This window comes from Pseudonocardia sp. TMWB2A (assembly GCF_017312135.1).
Genome location: NZ_QKQY01000002.1, coordinates 1,744,190 through 1,760,147, shown reverse-complemented (window position 1 = coordinate 1,760,147; position 15,958 = coordinate 1,744,190). Strand labels below are relative to the sequence as shown.

The window sequence follows — 15,958 nt, the reverse complement described above, 5'->3', positions numbered from 1 at the left end:
TGCGGGAGCGCTGGGCCACGACGGAGTCCCCCGGCCGGTCCTTCGGACGGCGCAGGCGGACCGGCGGTGACGACGCTGCGGAGCAGGTCCCCGACGCCGGTACCACGCCGCCGCGGACCCCGTCGGCCGCCGAACGCGCCGCGTCGGCGCCCGCCCCGGGCCGCGCGGCCATCGGGACGCAGACCCCGCCGGCGGGCTCGGCGTGGGGCAGCGAGCTGCCCGAGATCGACGACGACCTGGTCGACGAGATCGACCCGTCCACCCCGCCGCACGGGATGGACCTGTCCGCCCTGCGCGAGACCCCGCGCCCGGCCTCCTCCGGCTCCGCGACCGTCGCCGACCCCGACGACGAGCCCGCCCCGGCCTCCGCGGGCGACCCCCGGCACCGGCGCGACGACGCCGCCCCGGACCCGGCCGTGCAGGACCACGGCCCCGACGACACCGGTCTCTACCGCGCCGCGGGTACCGACCCCGAGCCGTGGTGGGCCGTGCCCGCCTCCGCGGTGCCCGACGACGACCCCGACGCGGACCTCATCTGGCGCGCCGACCGGTCCGCGGGCCGCACGGCGGACGACACCGGCGACCACGACACGACCCCCGGGTACTCCCCGGACGGCGACGCGGCCCCCGGGCACTTCCCGGACGGCGACGCCACGGCCCCCGGGCACTCCCCGGTCGGTGACGCCGCGACCACCGGGCACCCGCCGGAGGGCGGCGCCGCGGGCCCGGACCTCCCGGACCGTGCCCCGGCCTCCGGGGACGACTCCCCGGGCCGCACCGCGACCGCCGGGTACGACGACGCGCCCGTGTCCGCCGATCCGCCGCACTCCGGCCCCGCCGCTCCGGCGCCCACGAGTCCGGCGCACGCGGGGCACGGCGGCCGCGCGGTGCGGGACGGGTACCCGCCCTACGCCGATCCGGCCCCGGAACCGTCGCCGGGCGAGGGCTCCGGGTACACGGGTCCGGCATGGCCCGCCGAGGCCGCACGGCACCCGGCGACCGCGCGGGCGGACGGCAGCGCCCGTGCCGACGCCGCGCCGCCCACCGAGGGGACACGGGAGTCCACCGGGGCGGCCCCGGCGGCCCCCGCCCGGACCGGGACCCCCCGGACGGACCGTTCCCGCGACGACCGTTCCCGCGACGACCGGCGCCCCCGCCAGGGGGACCGTCCCTGGCGCGCGGCCTGGGACGACGAGTCCGCGGAGACCGGGCCCCAGCGCACCCTCACCCCGCCGCGCGGCCGGCCGCAGACGGGGGTGAAGCGGCCCCGCTGGACGGCCCCCGAGGCGATCGAGGCCCGGGCCGCGCAGCACCGCCGCGGCGACGAGCCGCACGGCGGGCTGGACCTCGCGCCATCGCGCACGGGGCACGGCAGCGCGGGCCGTCCGCCGACGAGCGGGTGGCGTCGCTGGGTCTACGTGCTCACCGGCGGCCTGGTGAACCCGGGGGAGAGCCCCGCGGAGCTGCACCGGCGCGACCTCGTGGCCCGCGCGAACCGGCCGCTGATCAGCTCGCACAAGATCGCGATGCTGAGCCTCAAGGGCGGGGTCGGGAAGACGACGGTCACCGCGACCCTCGGGGCGACGTTCGCGTCGCACCGGGGCGACCGGGTCGTGGCCGTCGACGCCAACCCCGACCGCGGCACGCTGAGCCAGAAGATCCCGCTGGAGACCACCGCGACCGTCCGCCACCTGTTGCGCGACGCCGACCGGGTCCGCCGCTACAGCGACGTCCGCGCCTACACCTCGCAGGGCGTGTCCCGGCTCGAGGTGCTCGCCAGCGAGCAGGACCCGGCGGTGTCGGAGGCGTTCAGCGAGGACGACTACCGGCGCGCGGTCGACCTGCTGGAGCACTTCTACAACCTGGTCCTGACCGACTGCGGTACCGGCCTGATGCACTCCGCGATGTACGGCGTGCTGGGGATGGCCGACCAGATCGTCGTCGTGTCGTCGGGCTCGATCGACGGCGCCCGCAGCGCCTCGGCGACCCTGGACTGGCTCGACGCCCACGGCTACGGGGCGCTGGTCCGCAACGCCGTCGTCGTCATCAACACCGTCTACCGGCGGGCCGGTGGCGGGGTGGACCTCGACCGCGTCGCCGAGCACTTCTCGGGGCGGTGCCGGGCCGTGGTCAAGGTGCCGTTCGACCCGCACCTGGAGGAGGGCGCGGAGATCGACCTGGAGCGCCTGGAGGAGACGACCCGGACGGCGTTGCTGGAGCTGGCGGCGGCCGTCGCCGACGGCTTCCCGGTCTGATCCCGGGCCGCGACGGTCCCCGTCGCCGCCCCGGATGTGACCGGAGACACCGAAGGGCGGTCCGCCCGGTGGGGTGGACCGCCCTTCGGTAAAGGCGTCTTGGGGAGGTGCCGGCCGGCGCGACCCGCTCAGGGACGCTCGGGCGGGTCCTCCTGGTTACGGACCTTCTCGTCGAGCTCGCGCAGGAAGTCGGGATCGTCGTCGGGGCCGGTCGCGCGCGGCTTCTCGGCCCGCTGGCCCGACGACCAGGGGAACTCCGCGCGTGGGATGCGGTCGGAGACCACCTGTTCGGACCGCAGGGTCCGCACGAGCAGCACCGCGACCACGGCCGCGCCGACAAGAAGGATCAGGAAGAACAACATCAGGCCACCTCCGCTGTCCAGCGTAGCGAAGGTGGCCTGACGTACGGGTGAAGTCGAGACCCTCACCCCATGTGTGCGCTCCGGATCAGCGGAGACCGGTGTTCGCCTCGCTGGTCAGGTCGGCCAGCAGGCCGCGGACCTCGGACTCGCGGAACCGGCGGTGGCCGCCCGGCGTGCGGATCGAGCCGATCCGCCCGGCCGAGGCCCAGCGGGTCACGGTCTTGGGGTCGACGCGGAAGAGCGTGGCCACCTCGCCCGGGGTGAGGAGACGCTCGGGTGCCTGAGTCGGAGCTGCCATGGGGATCCTCCCGAAGTGCACGTGGAGTATGTGTCACGGTGCTCGCCGGAGGCATCCGGCCGGGTACCGCTCTCGGTTTCCGGGCCATCGTGACACCTCAGACCCCGGGTACTCGAACGGTGTTGTGTGAGTAAAGGGTTCTTAAAGGGCAAAGCCGGTGAACAACTCGAACCGGACAGTCGGGGACGCCCGGGGAGGGACCGCCGCCCGGGCGGGTGGCCGCGATCCGGACGTCCGGGACGGGGCCGGGTGGAACCGGGCAGCCGCGGTCCGGCAGGTCCGGCCCGTACCCTGGAGGCCATGACGTCTCCGACCTCGCCGCAGGCCGCGGCGCGGGAGCGCGCCGGTGAGCCCGGGCTGGCCACCACGGTGGCGCTCTACACGCTCGCGCGGCTCGGTCTGCTCGCCGTGGTGACGGTCGTCCTCGCGCTGATCGGCGTGCCGTGGCTCGTCGCGCTGCTCGTGGCGCTCGTCGTCGCACTGCCGCTGTCGATGGTGCTGTTCCGCGGGCTGCGGGAGCGGCTGGACCGGGCGATCGCCGCGTCGACGGCCCGCCGGTCGTCCGAGCGGGCGTCGCTGCGGGCCCAGCTGCGCGGCGACGTCGGCCCGCCGCCGTCCCCGGACACGCCCGTCGCGCCCGCGTCCCCGTCGGCCGCTCCGTCCGCGGGCGCGTCCCCGTCGGCCGCCGCCGCTGCGGACGGCGCCGAGGGGTCCACCGGGTCCGACACGGCCTCCCCGGCGGGGGACGGCCCGGCCCGCTGAGCGGGAGCGACCTCAGCCGACGGCGAGCCCGACGGCCACGGCGAGGCCCCAGGCCAGCAGGAGCAGGCCGGTGTCCTTGAGGACCGGGATGAGCGCGGGGCCCTCTGCCCCGCCGAGGACGATCCGCACCGGCCGCACGGCGGCGGGCAGCGCGAACAGCGCCACCAGCAGGCCCGGCCGGTCGAACGCGGCACCGACCGCGACGACGAACGGCACCAGCACCAGCGCGAGGTAGAGCATCCGGGTGCCGTGGTCCCCGAGCCGCACCGCGAGGGTCCGCTTGCCGACGACCCGGTCGCCCGGGATGTCCCGCAGGTTGTTCGCGACCAGGACCGCGCACGTCAGCAGCCCGACACCGACCGCGGCCCCGACGGCGGCGGCGTCGACGTGCCCGGCCTGGGTCAGCATGGTGCCCAGCACTGCGACCGGGCCGAAGAACACGAACACCGCGACCTCGCCGAGCCCGGCGTAGCCGTAGGGCCGCGAGCCGCCGGTGTAGTACCAGGCGCCGACGATGCACAGCGCCCCGACGAGCAGCAGCCACCACTGGCCGGAGACCGCCGTGAGCACCAGCCCGGCGACGGCGGCGACCCCGAAGCAGGCGAACGCCGCGGACTTCACCGTGGCCGGTTCGGCGGCCCGGGAGCCGACCAGACGCTGGGGGCCGACACGGTCGTCGTCGGTGCCGCGGATGCCGTCGGAGTAGTCGTTGGCGAAGTTCACCCCGATCACCAGCGCGACCGCCACCAGGAGGGCGAGCAGCGCGGAGCCGGGGGCGAGGGCGCCCGCGCCGAGCGCGGCGCCGGTGCCGACGAGGACGGGGGAGATCGCGGTGGGGAGGGTGCGCGGCCGCGCGCCCTCGACCCACTCTGCCGTGGTGGCCACCCCGGGAACCTATCCCGCCGCGCCGCCGTCCGACGGGGCCGTCCCACGGCACGACCACACCCCTGCGCCGGTCGCCACACCCGCTGCGACGGGTGTGCGGACCGGCGCAGGGGTGTGGCTGCCGGGCAGGACGGTCAGGAGGTGCCGGAGGGTGCCCGCTGGGCCGAGCCGGGGGTCACGCGGGCGGCCTGGTTGTCGCCGGTGGGGACGCCGGTCGCGGGCGTGGGCGCGGTGGAGGACCCGGGTGAGGGGGTGCCCGCCGTGGACCCGCCGGCGGCCGGTGCCCCGGCTCCCGGCCCCGTCGCCGCGGAGGGTGCGGACGGCGCGGGCGGTGCGGACGGCGCGGGCGGTGCGGACGGCGTCGATGAGGACGGTGCAGACGCGGACGGGGTGGCCGCGGACGGTGCGGCGGGGGCAGCTGGGACCGGAGCCGGCGAACCGCCCACCGCGGCGGAGGCGTCGGGCCCCGCGGGAGCCGCGGAGGTGCCGGGAGCCGCGGGAGTGCCGGGCGCCGACGGAGCAGCGGAGGCGTCGGGCGCGGTGGGGGCGGCGGGGGCGGCGGGGGCCGCGGGGGCCGCGGGGGCCGCGGGCGAGGGTGCGGACGGGGCCGCCGCGTCGCAGGCCGGGACGTCGCCCGGCAGCCCGGTGAATGCCGTCGCCGGGAGGTACTGGCCGTCGCCGATCCGGACGAACGCGCCGGAGGTGCACTGCACCGGCACCTCGGTGGCGTCGACGGCGATCCCGACCGACTCCGCGCCGGCCTCGGGCCGGGCGAGGATCTGGATGTCCGGGGTGCCCTCGGTGCGGATCGCGGACAGCCGCTGCGACCCGGTCCACAGGTAGTCGACCTGGACCTGCGAGTTGTCCTTCAGGCCGAGGACGTCCCAGAAGATGCCGTCGCCCAGGTCGATGCCCGCCGGGTTGGCGACCCGGCGCCCGAACTGGTCCTTGCCGCCGTTGTGCCCGTTGCGCGCGGCCGCGGCCTGCGGCACGCCCTGGGGCAGGTCCTTCCACATCTCCCGCTGGTTCGACGGGTTCCAGTAGTCGTCCTTGGTGTTCCACGGGCCGATGTCCCAGACCGGGGCGATCGCGCAGCGCCCGTTGGGGGCGCAGACCTTGACCGAGTAGTCGGTCTTGCCGTTGGCCGAGAGCGCCCGGCGCGAGGGCAGCGCGACGAAGCGGTCCCGGTTGACGATCTTGTGGCCGTTCGCGGTGGTGCCGCCGACGAGCCCCTCGCGGGTGGCGAACACCGAGTAGCTGCGCGGCGCGGCCTCGGTGACCGGCTCGCTCTCGGCGCCGGAGCCGGGCGTCGCGGTGAGGGTGAGCTCCCGGACGGTCGGGTCGGCCGCGCCGGTGGCGGTGAGGACCAGGCGTCCCTGCACCTCGGTGACGGCCTCCGGCAGCTCGATGCGGGAGTCCTGGGCGGGGATCCACTCGGTCCAGCCGCCGCCCGTCCGCTTCCCGCGGACGTCGACCGACGCCGTCGAGCCGGGCGGGGTGTCCGCGACGAGCCGGGAGTCGACCTCCCGGGTCGGGGCGTCCAGGGTGCGCGGCGCGAGGGTCAGCAGCCCGGTCGGGACCACCTCGGCCGGGTCGGCGGAGGACTCCGTGTCCCCCTCGTCCGCCGGGGCCCCGAAGGCCGTCGACCGGTCGAACCGGGCCCCGTCGGGCGAGACGACGACACCGTTGCCGGTGCCCTCGCTCAGCTCCGGCTGCCACGTCGTGCCCGGCTCGTCGGCCATCGCCGGGACCGTGGCGGCGGCACAGAGCGCGCCGGTCGCGGCGAGCAGACCGATGGCCCGCAGCCCGGCCCGCGTGATGCTGCGCATGGACAACCCCCGCTGATCGCTGTGACTCGTGTGACGACGGGGAGCCCTGTGATGGGTGAGGGCTCTGTGTCGCCAGTGGTCGAAGCACACTCGATCTGAGGGGTGCGCGCAACGCACGCTGCGTGAACCAACTCCAAGGTGTGTACACGGATCGGGTGGTGGAGACCGTGACGCAACGCCGTGATCCGACTGCCCACCGTGACCGACAACTCCGCTGGGTGAGCGGTCAGGTGCGGCGCGCCCCCGCCAGGATCTCCGCGACGGCGGTGCGGTCGGGCTTGCCGATCCCGCGCTCGGGCACGGTGTCGGCCCGCAGCAGCAGCCGCGGCACGGCGGCCCGGCCGCACGCCGCGCGGACCGCGGCACACAGAGCGTGATCGTCCGGTGCGGCCTCGGAGGGCACCACGAGCGCGGCCACGATCTGGCCCCACTCGTCGTCGGGGAGGCCGACGACGCACGCCGCGCGGACGCCGTCGACCGCCAGGAGCGCCCGCTCCACCGCGGCCGGCGCGACCTTCTCGCCCCCGGTGTTGACGACGTCGTCGACCCGGCCCAGGACGGTCAGCGTCCCGTCCGGCGCGAGCGCGCCGAGGTCCCCGGTCCGGAACCGGCGGACGCCCCCGTCGGACACGAAGGCCTCCGCGGTCGCCTCCGGCGCCCCCAGGTACCCGCCGGCGACGACCGGTCCGCCGAGCACCACCCGTCCGTCGGCCGGGTCGAGGGTGACCTCGACGCCGTCGAGCGGGACGCCGTCGTAGACGCAGCCGCCGCAGGTCTCGCTCATCCCGTAGGTGGTGACCACCCGGATCCCCTCGGCGAGCGCGCGCCCGCGCAGCCGCGGGTCCAGCGCGGCCCCGCCGACGAGCACGGCGTCGTACCCGGCCAGGGCGTACAGCGGGGCACCGCCGTGGTCGAGGATCCGCGCCAGCTGGGTCGGGACGAGGCTGGTGTAGCGACGGGTGCCGTGCGCCATCCGCCCGGTGGCGCGGGCCAGGCCGTCGGGCCGGAAGCCGCCGCGGACGTCCTGGACCACGCAGGCGGTGTCCGCGAGCAGGGCGCGCAGCACCACCTGGACCCCGGCGACGTGCTCGGCGGGCAGCGTGAGCAGCCACGACCCCGGGCCGCCGAGGCGGGCGTGCGTCGCCGCGGCCGAGGCCCGCAGCGCGTCCGCGGTGAGCGCGACGTACTTGGGCTCCCCGGTCGACCCCGAGGTGGCGACGACGGCGGCGAGCCCGTCGGGCAGCTCCCCGGCCGCGGCGGCCCGCGCCACCGGCCCGGGCAGCGCATCCGACCCGGCGGTGTCCGGCCCCGCGGCACCCGGGCCCGGGCCCGGCTCGGCCCGCACGGGCAGCACCGCGGGACCCGTGCCGTCGACGGCGGCCCGCAGCGCGGCCGCCAGCCGGGTCACCGACTCCGCGGAGCCGTCCACCGGAAGTGCACGCACAGTCATGCTGTCAACCCTGTCTGTCGTGACGCACGCACCGGGAGCGGCGTCCGAACGGCGTCTTTCATCAGATTCGGGGAACGGTGTAGGGGAGGTGCAACGCGGGGGGCCTCCCACCCGACTCAGGGGGTGAGAGCGGCGGCGCACCCGCCCGCCGGTCACGGGTTCGAAGGAGCTCACCATGCCGTACACCGCCACCGCCGACGCGTCCCCGACCGGCAGCCCGCGCTCGCTGCGCTGCCGCCGGCCCGCCGGCTCCGGGCACCGTGCGGTCGCCGGCGAGCTCGCGGCCCTGGCCTTCGACGTGCCGTCCGGCCCGGTACCCCCGGCCGCGGCGCCGCAGCGCCCGGCGGTCGCCGTCCCGCAGCAGAGCGGCCCGCGGGCCGTCGTCGCGGCGCGGCCGGTCCCCGTGCCCCGGCCGCGCCCCGCCGCGGAGTGACGACCTAGTAGTGCCAGGGGAACGGCGACCAGTCCGGGTCCCGCTTCTCCAGGAACGAGTCCCGGCCCTCCACCGCCTCGTCGGTCATGTAGGCCAGCCGGGTCGCCTCACCGGCGAAGAGCTGCTGGCCGACCAGACCGTCGTCGGCGAGGTTGAAGGCGTACTTCAGCATCCGCTGGGCCTGCGGTGACTTGCCGTTGATCTCCGACGCCCACTGCAGGGCCTCGGTCTCCAGGTCCGCGTGGTCGACCACGGCGTTGACCGCGCCCATGTGGTGCATCTGCTCGGCGCTGTAGGTGCGGCCGAGGAAGAAGATCTCCCGGGCGAACTTCTGCCCCACCTGGCGGGCCAGGTACGCCGAGCCGTAGCCGCCGTCGAACGAGCCGACGTCGGCGTCGGTCTGCTTGAAGCGGGCGTGCTCGCGGGAGGCGATCGTGAGGTCGGCGACGGCGTGCAGCGAGTGCCCGCCACCGGCGGCCCAGCCGTTCACCACGGCGATGACGACCTTCGGCATGAACCGGATCAGCCGCTGGCACTCCAGGATGTGCAGCCGCCCGGCCCGGCCCTGCTCGACGGTCTCCGCGGTGTCCCCGGAGGCGTACTGGTAGCCGGTGCGGCCACGGATGCGCTGGTCGCCGCCGGAGCAGAAGGCGCGCTTGCCGTCCTTCGGGGAGGGGCCGTTCCCGGTCAGCAGCACCGCGCCCACGTCGGCGCTGGTCCGGGCGTGCTCCAGGGCGCGGTAGAGCTCGTCGACGGTGCCCGGCCGGAACGCGTTGAGGACCTCGGGACGGTCGAACGCGATCCGCACGGCGCCGGTGGCGCGGGCGCGGTGGTAGGTGATGTCGCGGAAGTCGAACCCGTCGACCGGCGTCCAGGCGTCCGGGTCGAAGGTCTCGGAGACGGTCATGGCCGAACCCTAAGGACTCACTCCGCGACGAGCGGCGCCAGCCGTCGGGCCACGGCCAGTGCGGGGCCCGGGCCGTCCCACCCGGTGTCGCCGTCGGCGTCCCACACCTCGGACAGCACGCACACCGCGAACCCCCACGCGACGGCGCGGTCCCACCCGATCCCGACGGCGTCGGCGAGCCGTTCCAGCCGGTCCGGCGCGCGGCGGGCCAGCTCGGCCGGGTCGGCGTCGAGCGGGTTGTACAGCAGCTGGCCGCAGTCGTAGCCGGGGTCGCCGGTCCGTCCGTGCGGGTCGATCGCCAGCCACGGCTCCCGGGTCGCGGCGAGGACGTTGTGCTGGTGCAGGTCGCCGTGCAGCAGCACCTCGCGCTCCGCGGAGCCGCACAGCTGCGTCCACAGTGCCGCCGCCCGTTCCACCAGCGGCCGGGGCAGCACCGCGGCGGGGCGGGCCAGGTGCGCGTCGAACGCGGCCCGCTCGGCCGCGACGTGGTCGACCCCGGGCGGTAAGGGGGCCGCGTGCAGCCGGGCCAGCAGCCCGCCCACGACGTCGACGGCGTCGTCGTCGGGCCGGGTGGCGAGCTCGGTCCCGGGACACGCGCGTTCGAGCAGCAGCGCCCCGCGGGCCGGGTCGGCCCACAGCAGCCGGACGGCACCGTCCCCGTCCCAGGCGCGCAGCGCGGCGATCTCGGCGTCGAGGTGCCCGTCGGGGACCCCCGCCTTGAGCACGGCCGGGGTCCCGTCGGCGCAGGTCACCGCCCGCACCGCGTGGTAGGTCTGCGGCAGCGCCGGGCCGGGCTCCAGGTCCAGCTCGGTGGCCAGCCCGGCCAGCAGCGGGCCGAGTCCGGCGAGCCAGGCCGCTCCCCGGTCGCCCCAGACCCGGACGACGGTGTCGGCGAGCTCGTCGCGGTGCACCGGGGCAGCCTGGTGCGGCGATCCGGATCACCGCAACCGCCGTCCCGGCACGGGCGGGGCCCCGGGGGGCGCGGGGTAGCGTCTCGGGTGCCCCGGACGGCCGAGAGGAGCCCCGTGACCATCGAGAGCGCGCGTCCCACCACCGCGAGCAGCTCCACGAGCAGCACCGCGTACCGCGCCCTGGAGAACGACCTGCGTGCCGCCATCGGCGGTGAGGTCCGGTTCGACGCGGGCAGCCGCGCGATGTGGTCGGCGGACGCCTCGAACTACCGGGGCGTCCCGATCGGCGTGATCTGCCCGCGCGACGCCGCCGACGTCGAGGCCGCCGTCGCCGTGTGCCGCACCCACGACGTGCCGGTGCTGCCGGTCGGGTCGCGCACCTCCATCGCGGGCCAGGCCGTCAACACCGCGGTCGCGATGGACTTCCGCACGCACATGGACGCGATCCTGTCCGTGGACCCCGACGCCCGGACCGCGACCGTGCAGCCGGGTGCCGTCTGCGACGCCGTGCGCGACGCCGGCAAGCCGCACGGCCTGACGTTCGGCCCGGACCCGTCGACGCACAACCGCTGCTCGATCGGCGGGATGATCGGCAACAACGCCTGCGGCTCGCACTCGGTGGCCTGGGGCAAGACCGTCGACAACGTCGCATCGCTGGAGGTCCTCACCTACCGCGGCGAGCGGCTCGTGCTGGGCGGCGACGGCACCGAGACCGGCACGATCCCGGACGCGCTGCGTGCGCTGGGCGCGCGGGTCGCCGACGACGTCGAGAAGCACGTGCCCGAGCTGACCCGGCGGGTGTCGGGCTACAACCTCGACCAGCTCGTCCCGGGCAACGTGAACCTGGCCAAGGCGCTGGTCGGCACCGAGGGCACCTGCGCGACGATCCTGTCCGCGACCGTCGACCTCGTCGAGTCCCCGCCCGCGCGGGCGCTGGCCGTGCTCGGCTTCCCCGACGCCTACCACGCCGCGGACAACGTGATGATCGTCCGCGAGCACTCGCCGCTGACGATCGAGGGCATGGACGCCGGGCTGATCGCCTCGCTGCGCGCCCTGCGCCCGAACGAGACGACGAGCCGGATGCTCCCCGAGGGCAAGGGCTGGCTCTACGTCGAGACCGGCGGGGCCACCCGCGCCGAGGCGGAGGCAGCCGCGCAGGCCGTCGCCGACGCGATGAAGGCCTGGACGACCGGTGCGGTCGTCGTCGGCGAGCCGGCCCGGATGGCCGCGCTGTGGAAGATCCGCGAGGAGGGCGCGGGCCTGCTGACCCGCTCGCCCGAGGGCGGCGAGGCCTGGCCCGGCTGGGAGGACGCCGCCGTCCCGCCGGAGCGCTTCGGCGCCTACCTGCGCGAGTTCGACAAGGTCCTGGAGGCCCACGGCCGCAAGGGCATCTACTACGGCCACTTCGGCGACGGCTGTCTGCACGTGCGGATCGACTTCGACCTGCTCACCAAGCCGGGCGTGCAGAACTTCCGGGACTTCATGACCGCGGCCGCGGACCTCGTCGTCGCGCACGGCGGGTCGCTGTCCGGTGAGCACGGCGACGGCCAGGCCCGCGCCGAGCTGCTCCCGCGGATGTACCCGCCGCAGATCATCGCCGCGTTCGAGGACTTCAAGGGGATCTGGGACCCGGACGACCGGATGAACCCCGGCCGCGTCGTGCGCCCGGCGACGATGGACGAGAACCTGCGCGTCCAGCTCGGCATGCCGACCATGCCCGACGAGCCGAAGCTGGCCTTCGGCCACGACCGCGGCTCCTTCCACCGCGCCACCCGCCGCTGCCTGGGCGTCGGCAAGTGCGCCGTCGACACCGGCTCCGGGGTCATGTGCCCCAGCTGGAACGTGACCAAGGAGGAGAAGCACTCCACCCGCGGCCGCGCCCGCCTGCTGTTCGAGATGGCGAACGGCGAGATCATCAAGGACGGCTGGCAGTCCGACGAGGTCGCCGAGTCCCTCGACCTGTGCCTGTCCTGCAAGGGCTGCAAGTCCGACTGCCCGGTCGGGGTCGACATGGCCTCGTACAAGACCGAGTTCCTCGCGAACCGCTACCACCGGAAGCTGCGCCCGCGCGCGCACTACTCGATGGGGGCGCTCCCGCGCTGGCTGCGCGCGGTCGGGGTGCTGCCGGCCGCGGCCGTCGACGGGCTGAACCGGCTCGCGCAGGTGCCGTTCCTGGCGAAGGTCGCGAAGAAGGCGGGCGGTATCGACGCCCGTCGCGCCATCCCGCCGATCGCCCGGGAGACCTACACGGCGCAGGCCGCCCGCGGGCTGCCGATGTCGACGGTGCCGGACCTCGGCGTCGCGCCCGGCAGCCGCGGCCCGCTGCTGCTGTGGACCGACACCTTCACCGACCACTTCGACCCGGAGATCGCGGCCGACGCCGTCGCGGTCCTCACCGGGCTCGGGTACCGGGTCGAGCTGCCCCCGAAGAACGTGTGCTGCGGCCTGACCTGGACCTCCACCGGCCAGGTCACCGCGGCCCGCCGGGTGCTGGCGCGCAGCCTGCGCGCGATCGGCCCGGCGCTCGACGCCGGCATCCCGGTCGTCGGGCTGGAGCCGTCCTGCACCGCCGCGCTGCGCAGCGACGCCGCGGAGCTGCTGCCCGACGACCCGCGGGTGCCGCTGCTGGCGCGGCAGGTGTCGACCTTCGCCGAGCTGCTGGCCCGGCACGCCGACGAGCTGTCGGCCGTCGCGGGGACCGGGAACGGTGCCGCGCTGGTGCAGATCCACTGCCACCAGCACGCCGAGCTGGGCTCGGAGCCCGACCGCGCGGTGCTGGCGGCGCTCGGCGTCGACGCCACCGTGCTCGACTCCGGCTGCTGCGGCCTGGCCGGCAACTTCGGGTTCGAGGACGGCCACTACGACGTGTCGATGGCGTGCGCCGAGCGGGCCCTGCTGCCCGCGCTGCGCGCCGCCGACGAGTCCGTGGACCTGCTCGCCGACGGCTACTCCTGCCGGACCCAGGTCCGTCAGGCCGGCGAGCGGGAGCCGGTGCACCTGGCCCAGATCGCGGCCCGCGCCCTGCGGGGGTGATCGCCTCCCGCGATCGTGCGGGAGACCGACGAGGGAGGACCCCATGGCCGACGACCGACGGGCGCTGGTGCTGGGCGGCGGCGGGCTGACCGGCATCGCCTGGATGTACGGGCTGCTGGCCGGGCTCCTCGCCGACGGCGTCGACCTGCGCGACGTCGACCTCGTCGTCGGGACCTCGGCGGGGTCGGTGGTGGGCACCAACCTGGCCGTCGGGCGTGACCCGGCCGCGCTCGCCGCGACCCAGCTCGCCCCGCCGTCCGGGGAGATCGCCGCGACCCTCGGGCTGCGGCTGGCGGTCCGCTACGGCGTCGCCGCGCTCTCCGGACCGCGCGACGCGACCCGGGTCCGGGCCCGGATCGGCCGTCTCGCCCTCGACACCGACACGGTCGACGAGGCCGAGCGGATCGCGGTGATCCGGTCGCGGCTCGACGGCGCGGACTGGCCCGCCGACCGGGACCTGCGGGTCACCGCCGTCGACGCGCACACCGGCGCGTTCCGGGTCTTCGGCCGCGACGACGGCGTCGAGCTCGCCACCGCGGTCGCCGCCAGCTGCGCGGTGCCCGGCGTCTGGCCGCCGGTCACGGCCGCGGGCACCCGGTGGATCGACGGCGGGGTCCGCTCCATGGCCAACGCCGACCTCGCCGCGGGCTACGGCCGCGTTGTCGTGGTGGCGCCGCTGTCCGGCGGGCTCGGCGGGGCCGCGCCGCCCCGGGTCCAGGCCGAGGCGCTCGGCGCGCTCGCCCGGGTCGCGGTCGTCGAGCCGGACCGGCGTTCGCGCCGCGCGTTCGGCCGCAACCCGCTCGACCCGGCCCGCCGTCCGGGCTCGGCGCGGGCCGGCCGGGCGCAGGCGGCGGACGTCGCCGCCGAGGTCGCGCGGGTCTGGGGCTGAGCCCGCGGTGCCCCCGCGCCGGACCCGGCAGGAACGCAGCGACGAGCGCCAGCGCGCGATCCTCACCGCGGCCACCGAGATCCTGGTCGGGGAGCGGATGAGCGCGGTGACCCACCGCAACGTCGCCGCCCGGGCCGGGGTCCCCGGCGGGGCGATCCGCTACTACTTCTCCACCCGCGAGGACCTGCTCTCGGCGGTCCTGGCCGATCTCGACCGGGCCCGGCGCGACGCCGCGCGGGAGGCCGCCACGGTGCCGGCGGGCGCCGCCCCCGGCACCGCCGAGCTCGTCGACCGGCTGGTCCGCAGCGGCCTCGGGGCCCCGCTCGACGACGACACCCTGCGCGGCGTCGTCGGCTCGCTCGCCGACGCGGCCCGGGAGAGCCCCCGGCTGGCCCGCGAGCTCGCCGAGCAGTGGGCGGGCACCGAGCACGACGTGGCGGCGACGCTGCGGGCCTGCGGGCGCCCGGAGCGCTCCGCCCGCCGCTACCTGCTGCTCATGGACGGCGCGCTGCTCGCCGCCGCCGTGCAGGGCCGCACCGGCCTGGCCGGGTTCGTCGCCGACGAGCTGGCCGCCGCCCTCGACGGGGAGTAGCCGCGGTCGTGTCGCGGAGCACACCACACCGCAAAAAGTGGTGCAGGTGCATCAATTCTCCCTACCCTGGGATCGTCTCCCGCCGAGCGGGCGCTCCGACCAGGACCTGGTGCTCCATGACCGCGCCTCCGCGCTCCTTCACGCTCACCCTCGCCGTCGTCGTCGGGCTGGGCCCGTTCGCGATCGACATGTACCTCGCGTCGCTGCCCGACATCGCGGCCGAGTTCCGTGCCCCGGTGTGGGTCACCCAGCTGACGCTGACCGGCTACCTGCTGGTGCTCGGCCTCGGGCAGCTGTTCGCCGGCCCGCTGACCGACGCCGTCGGCCGCCGCACACCGCTGCTGGCCGGGCTCGCGCTGTTCACCGCGGGCTCGGTCGTCGCCGCGCTCGCCCCGTCCATGGCGGTCCTCGTGGCCGCCCGGCTGCTGCAGGCCGCGGGCGGCGCGGTCACCGTCGTCGTCGCCAACAGCTCGGTGCGCGACCGCGCCGAGGGCGACGCCGCGACCCGGCTCTACGCCGCGCTGATGGTGGTGGTCGCCGTCGCGCCGATCATCGCGCCCGCGGCGGGCGGTGCCCTCGACGACGCCGCGGGCTGGCGCGCGGTCTTCGTGGCGCTGGCCGTGCTCGGCGCGCTCACCCTCGCCGCGGCGGCCCGGTTCCTGCCCGAGTCCCTGCCGGTCGGCGCGCGCACGCCGTTCCGGCCGGGGGCGACGCTGCGCGGGTACGGCTCGCTGCTGCGCGACCGTGCGTTCGTCGTACCGGCCGCCGCGATCTGCACCGTCTTCGGCTTCCTGTTCGCCTACATCGGAGGTGCGTCGTACGTGTACCGCGGCGCCTACGGCCTGGGCGCCTCGGAGTTCGGGCTGCTGTTCGGGGCGACCGCGGTCGCCGTCGCCGTCGGGGCCGGCGCCGCACACGTGCTGGCCGACCGGCTCCCCGGACGGACGAACGCGGTGCTCGGCGCGGCGCTGATCGTCGCCGGGGCGGTCGGCGCCGCCCTCGCCGCCGTCGCCGGGCTGCCGATCGGGGTGCTCGCCGTGTCCTTCGCCGTCGCCCTGGCCGGGCTCGGGATCACCGAGCCGGTCCTGATGGGTGCGGCCATGAACGCCCGCTCGGAGGGCCTCGGGTCGGCGAGCGCGGTGCTCGGGGCGTGCCAGTTCGTGCTGGGGGCGGTGGGCACCGCCGCCGCGGGTGCCGCGGCCGCCGCAGGGCCCGTCGTCTGGACCGGTCTGCTGCTCGGCATCGCCGTCGTCGCCGTCCTGCTCACGCTCGCACTGCCCCGGGCACGTATTCCTGCCGGAGACCGATCCCACGGGGTCGCATGAGCGCGCAACGGCCCGGGTAGCCGAGGG

General features: G+C 76.5%; 14 protein-coding genes. 7 read left to right on the top strand and 7 right to left on the bottom strand.

Features of this window, described 5'->3' with window-relative positions; all coding sequences use genetic code 11:
• Window positions 1-887 precede the first annotated feature (887 nt).
• Window positions 888-2,255 (top strand): nucleotide-binding protein, encoded by a 1,368-nt coding sequence (locus DMP17_RS46435; protein ID WP_443217968.1) that lies wholly within the window; start codon window positions 888-890, stop codon window positions 2,253-2,255.
• Window positions 2,256-2,383: 128 nt separating this feature from the next.
• Here DMP17_RS46435 and DMP17_RS22800 read toward each other — a convergent pair whose 3' ends face one another.
• Both DMP17_RS22800 and DMP17_RS22795 read right to left on the bottom strand, forming a co-directional pair.
• A complete protein-coding gene (locus DMP17_RS22800; protein WP_062398018.1) occupies window positions 2,384-2,617 on the bottom strand; it encodes a hypothetical protein in 234 nt (77 codons plus the stop codon).
• 85 nt (window positions 2,618-2,702) lie between these two features.
• The gene (locus DMP17_RS22795) at window positions 2,703-2,915 is read right to left on the bottom strand and encodes a BldC family transcriptional regulator (protein ID WP_073576557.1); all 213 of its coding nucleotides are present in this window, start codon (window positions 2,913-2,915) and stop codon (window positions 2,703-2,705) included.
• 300 nt (window positions 2,916-3,215) lie between these two features.
• Between DMP17_RS22795 and DMP17_RS22790 the strand changes: the two genes are divergently transcribed.
• Window positions 3,216-3,677 carry a DUF4229 domain-containing protein gene (locus tag DMP17_RS22790; protein ID WP_337830532.1) on the top strand — a complete coding sequence of 154 codons (462 nt, stop codon included), beginning with the start codon at window positions 3,216-3,218 and terminating at the stop codon, window positions 3,675-3,677.
• 12 nt (window positions 3,678-3,689) lie between these two features.
• Here the strand turns inward: DMP17_RS22790 and DMP17_RS22785 are convergent, their stop codons facing one another.
• From DMP17_RS22785 to menE, 3 genes are all read right to left on the bottom strand, one after another.
• The gene (locus DMP17_RS22785; RefSeq protein ID WP_226353929.1) at window positions 3,690-4,562 is read right to left on the bottom strand and encodes a 1,4-dihydroxy-2-naphthoate polyprenyltransferase; all 873 of its coding nucleotides are present in this window, start codon (window positions 4,560-4,562) and stop codon (window positions 3,690-3,692) included.
• A 134-nt stretch (window positions 4,563-4,696) separates the two neighbouring features.
• Window positions 4,697-6,391 carry a hypothetical protein gene (locus DMP17_RS22780; protein ID WP_337830531.1) on the bottom strand — a complete coding sequence of 565 codons (1,695 nt, stop codon included), beginning with the start codon at window positions 6,389-6,391 and terminating at the stop codon, window positions 4,697-4,699.
• Between the two features lie 226 nt (window positions 6,392-6,617).
• Window positions 6,618-7,841 (bottom strand): o-succinylbenzoate--CoA ligase, encoded by a 1,224-nt coding sequence (menE, locus tag DMP17_RS22775; protein ID WP_337830530.1) that lies wholly within the window; start codon window positions 7,839-7,841, stop codon window positions 6,618-6,620.
• A 175-nt stretch (window positions 7,842-8,016) separates the two neighbouring features.
• Between menE and DMP17_RS22770 the strand changes: the two genes are divergently transcribed.
• Window positions 8,017-8,274: a hypothetical protein gene (locus tag DMP17_RS22770; RefSeq protein ID WP_226353927.1), complete on the top strand. Its 258-nt coding sequence runs from the start codon at window positions 8,017-8,019 to the stop codon at window positions 8,272-8,274.
• Window positions 8,275-8,278: 4 nt separating this feature from the next.
• Here DMP17_RS22770 and DMP17_RS22765 read toward each other — a convergent pair whose 3' ends face one another.
• Window positions 8,279-9,181 carry a 1,4-dihydroxy-2-naphthoyl-CoA synthase gene (locus DMP17_RS22765; protein WP_226353926.1) on the bottom strand — a complete coding sequence of 301 codons (903 nt, stop codon included), beginning with the start codon at window positions 9,179-9,181 and terminating at the stop codon, window positions 8,279-8,281.
• 17 nt (window positions 9,182-9,198) lie between these two features.
• Window positions 9,199-10,092, bottom strand: coding sequence for an aminoglycoside phosphotransferase family protein (locus DMP17_RS22760; protein ID WP_226353925.1), 894 nt, complete (start codon window positions 10,090-10,092; stop codon window positions 9,199-9,201).
• 120 nt (window positions 10,093-10,212) lie between these two features.
• Between DMP17_RS22760 and DMP17_RS22755 the strand changes: the two genes are divergently transcribed.
• The 4 genes from DMP17_RS22755 to DMP17_RS22740 all read left to right on the top strand — a co-directional run bounded on the left by DMP17_RS22755 (window position 10,213) and on the right by DMP17_RS22740 (window position 15,931).
• A complete protein-coding gene (locus DMP17_RS22755) occupies window positions 10,213-13,125 on the top strand; it encodes an FAD-binding and (Fe-S)-binding domain-containing protein (protein ID WP_374203853.1) in 2,913 nt (970 codons plus the stop codon).
• Between the two features lie 43 nt (window positions 13,126-13,168).
• Complete coding sequence (locus DMP17_RS22750) at window positions 13,169-14,014, top strand: patatin-like phospholipase family protein (RefSeq protein WP_226353923.1); 846 nt, start codon at window positions 13,169-13,171, stop codon at window positions 14,012-14,014.
• 7 nt (window positions 14,015-14,021) lie between these two features.
• On the top strand, window positions 14,022-14,606 hold the full coding sequence (locus DMP17_RS22745) for a TetR/AcrR family transcriptional regulator (protein ID WP_226367686.1): 585 nt from the start codon (window positions 14,022-14,024) through the stop codon (window positions 14,604-14,606).
• 116 nt (window positions 14,607-14,722) lie between these two features.
• On the top strand, window positions 14,723-15,931 hold the full coding sequence (locus DMP17_RS22740; RefSeq protein ID WP_337830529.1) for a Bcr/CflA family efflux MFS transporter: 1,209 nt from the start codon (window positions 14,723-14,725) through the stop codon (window positions 15,929-15,931).
• The last annotated feature ends 27 nt before the right edge of the window (window positions 15,932-15,958 follow it).

Bases quoted from the DNA above. Each gene is read 5' to 3' on its own strand.
- DMP17_RS22800 (WP_062398018.1), bottom strand. From the start codon at position 2,617: ATGTTGTTCTTCCTGATCCTTCTTGTCGGCGCGGCCGTGGTCGCGGTG.
- DMP17_RS22795 (WP_073576557.1), bottom strand. From the start codon at position 2,915: ATGGCAGCTCCGACTCAGGCACCCGAGCGTCTCCTCACCCCGGGCGAG.
- DMP17_RS22790 (WP_337830532.1), top strand. From the start codon at position 3,216: ATGACGTCTCCGACCTCGCCGCAGGCCGCGGCGCGGGAGCGCGCCGGT.
- DMP17_RS22780 (WP_337830531.1), bottom strand. From the start codon at position 6,391: ATGCGCAGCATCACGCGGGCCGGGCTGCGGGCCATCGGTCTGCTCGCC.
- menE (WP_337830530.1), bottom strand. From the start codon at position 7,841: ATGACTGTGCGTGCACTTCCGGTGGACGGCTCCGCGGAGTCGGTGACC.
- DMP17_RS22770 (WP_226353927.1), top strand. From the start codon at position 8,017: ATGCCGTACACCGCCACCGCCGACGCGTCCCCGACCGGCAGCCCGCGC.
- DMP17_RS22765 (WP_226353926.1), bottom strand. From the start codon at position 9,181: ATGACCGTCTCCGAGACCTTCGACCCGGACGCCTGGACGCCGGTCGAC.
- DMP17_RS22750 (WP_226353923.1), top strand. From the start codon at position 13,169: ATGGCCGACGACCGACGGGCGCTGGTGCTGGGCGGCGGCGGGCTGACC.
- DMP17_RS22740 (WP_337830529.1), top strand. From the start codon at position 14,723: ATGACCGCGCCTCCGCGCTCCTTCACGCTCACCCTCGCCGTCGTCGTC.